At 76.8% G+C, this 2443-nt stretch carries 3 protein-coding genes; all 3 read right to left on the bottom strand.

Going from position 1 to position 2443, the window contains the following annotated elements; all coding sequences use genetic code 11:
* Window positions 1-495 (bottom strand): DUF1963 domain-containing protein (locus ABD308_RS32575; protein WP_344343106.1); only part of this gene is annotated, 495 nt, incomplete at its 3' end.
* A gap of 134 nt (window positions 496-629) precedes the next feature.
* The gene (locus ABD308_RS32570) at window positions 630-1139 is read right to left on the bottom strand and encodes a hypothetical protein (RefSeq protein WP_344343104.1); all 510 of its coding nucleotides are present in this window, start codon (window positions 1137-1139) and stop codon (window positions 630-632) included.
* A 189-nt stretch (window positions 1140-1328) separates the two neighbouring features.
* Window positions 1329-2443: aminotransferase-like domain-containing protein (locus ABD308_RS32565; protein ID WP_344343102.1), on the bottom strand; the 1115-nt coding region annotated here is incomplete at its 5' end.

Here is a 2443-nt window from a genome sequence, read left to right as displayed (position 1 = left end):
CGCGCCCCGCTCCGCGGGCGGCGCGGGCCGCGGCGGCGCACCGGCGGGCACGTGCAGGACGCGGCAGCCGCGGCCGGCGAAGTCGGCGAACCACTCGTCGTGGAAGAAGAGCAGCAGCCCCTCGGCGGGCAGCGGCCAGCGGCCGGTGTCCGGTCCGGCGGCTTCGAAGGCGGCGGCGAGCGCCGCGCAGTCGAGTTCGGCGAGCAGCTGCATCGGGCGGCCGGCGACCTGCGGCCAGCCGGTGCCCTCCGGCAGCGCGGGCAGCCCGCCGAGCCGCCCGGCGGCCTCGTCCTCCGGGCCCCGGTCCCGCACCGGGTCGAGGACGAGGGAGGACCGGAACAGTCCGTGGACCAGCGGCGCCAGCCGCTCCCCGGCCCGGGCGCGGATCAGCTCCGCGACCTCGCCGGGTATCGGCGGAACGCCCTCGCCGGGTATCGGCGGAACGCCCTCGCCGGGGGCGGTCACGGGGGTGTCGGTGGTCACGGGTTCGGCCATGCGCCAAGCCTGCCACGAGGGTCCGACAACGCCGGGGCGCGAGTCCCGGCCGGGAACGGCCAAGGCCCCGCCAGGCGCCTGGGGACGACGGGCACCTGACGGGGGTTCATGGACGGGTACGGGGGCGTGGGTGGTCAGGCGCAGACGACCTCGTTGCCGGCCACGTTGAAGATGCCGGAGTCGCTGGCCGTGCCGTTCGCGTACTCGTAGTAGAGGTAGGTGTAGAAGTCGATCCGCGCGCCGTTGCCGCAGACCGAGTCGGCGCCGACGGTGTAGGTCAGGGTGACCGTGGTGGTGGCGCCGGCCGCGACCGGGACGGAGTGGTGGACCAGCCCGTTGGTGGCACCGGTGTCACAGCTGGTGACGTTGCCGCCACAGGAGGAGAAGGCGTACTTGAGGCCGGTGTTCAGGGTGGTGGCGTACGTCGGCTGGATGGACTCGTAGACGAACTGGGCGGGGGTGTCGTGCGGGTTGGTCAGGGTGAGCGTCAGGGTGACGTCGGAGCCCGGGGTGGCGGTCGTCTTGTCGACGGAGACGGAGAGCACCGGGGTGCCTGCGTGGGCGGGGGTCGCCGACAGCAGCAGGGCGACGAGGAAGGCGAGGATCGCGGGGAGGCCGAAGCGGCTCAGGAATGAAGTGCGCATGACCAAAGAGCGTAAGCGGCGGACCGGGCGCCGGAGGCGGCCTCCGCCCGGGCCCGTACCGGCATATGACCGGGGAGCGGACACCGGGGCCATTACCTTCCGGTTCCTTCGCGGCCGGGCGGCCGGAGCCCTACCCTCCGCGCCCGCCCGCGCGGGGCGGCGGCCGCCCCGCCGGCCCGTCCGGCTCGATCAGCGCGGTGGCGGCAGGATCGCGCAGAGCGCCTCCAGCGCCGCCGGGTAGGCGTGGTCGGGCGGGGTCGCGTAGCCGACCACCAGGCCGTCCACGGCCGGCATCGCCTCCGGCGCGAGGAGCGGGTGCCGGAAGTCCGCCAGCCCGTCCAGGGCCAGCCCCCGGCAGGCGGCAGCCTCGACCACCGGGCGCTCGGTGCCGGGCGCGAGCCGCAGCACCGCGTGCAGTCCGGCCGCGATCCCGGTGACCTCGATGTGCGGGGCCCGTTCGGCCAGCGCGTCGACCAGCCGGTCGCGCCGGTCGCGGTAGCGGCGGCGCATCCGCCGCACGTGCCGGTCGTAGCCGCCCGAGTCGATGAACTCCGCCAGGGTCAGCTGGTCCAGCGCGCTCGCCCAGGCCTCCCGCTCGCCCTTGGCGGCGAGCACCCGGTCCACCAGGTGGTCGGGCGGCACCATCCAGCCGAGCCGCAGCGCGGGGCTGAGGCTCTTGCTGGCCGTCCCGAGGTAGACCACCCGCTCCGGGTCCAGGCCCTGCAACGCGCCGACCGGCTGCCGGTCGTAGCGGAACTCGCCGTCGTAGTCGTCCTCCAGGACCAGGCCGCCGCGCCCGCGCGCCCAGTCGACCACCGCCGCCCGGCGGCCCGCGTGCAGGGGTCCCCCGGTCGGGAACTGGTGGGCGGGGGTGAGCAGCGCGGCGCGGACCTCGGGGTGGTGCGCCAGGGCGCCGGTCCGCGCGCCGTGCTCGTCGAGCGGGAGCGGGACGGTGGTGACCCCGGCCGCGGCCAGCAGGCCGCGGTGGAAGCCGAGGCCGTAGCCCTCGACGGCGAGCGGGCCGGCGTCCAGGGCGGGGAGCGCGGAGCGCGGCCCGTCGAACAGCAGGCGCAGCGCGTGGGCGAAGCCGGAGCAGACCACGATCCGGTCCGGGTCGGTCCGCACCCCGCGGGCCCGGGCGAGGTAGTCGGCGAGCACCTCCCGCAGTTCGCGCCGGCCCTGCGGGTCGCCGGGCCCGAAGGCCTCGCTGGGCGCGGCGGTGAGCGCGAGGTCCCCGGCGGCGAGCCAGGCGCCGCGCGGGAAGGCGGCGGCGTCGGGCTGGCCCTGTCGCAGGTCGTGGGCGG

Origin of the sequence: Kitasatospora putterlickiae (genome assembly GCF_039527695.1) — a bacterium.
Classification (GTDB): Bacteria; Actinomycetota; Actinomycetes; order Streptomycetales; family Streptomycetaceae; genus Kitasatospora; species Kitasatospora putterlickiae.
This window is presented reverse-complemented; position numbering and strand designations above follow the sequence as displayed.

Bases quoted from the DNA above. Each gene is read 5' to 3' on its own strand.
- ABD308_RS32570 (WP_344343104.1), bottom strand. From the start codon at position 1,139: ATGCGCACTTCATTCCTGAGCCGCTTCGGCCTCCCCGCGATCCTCGCC.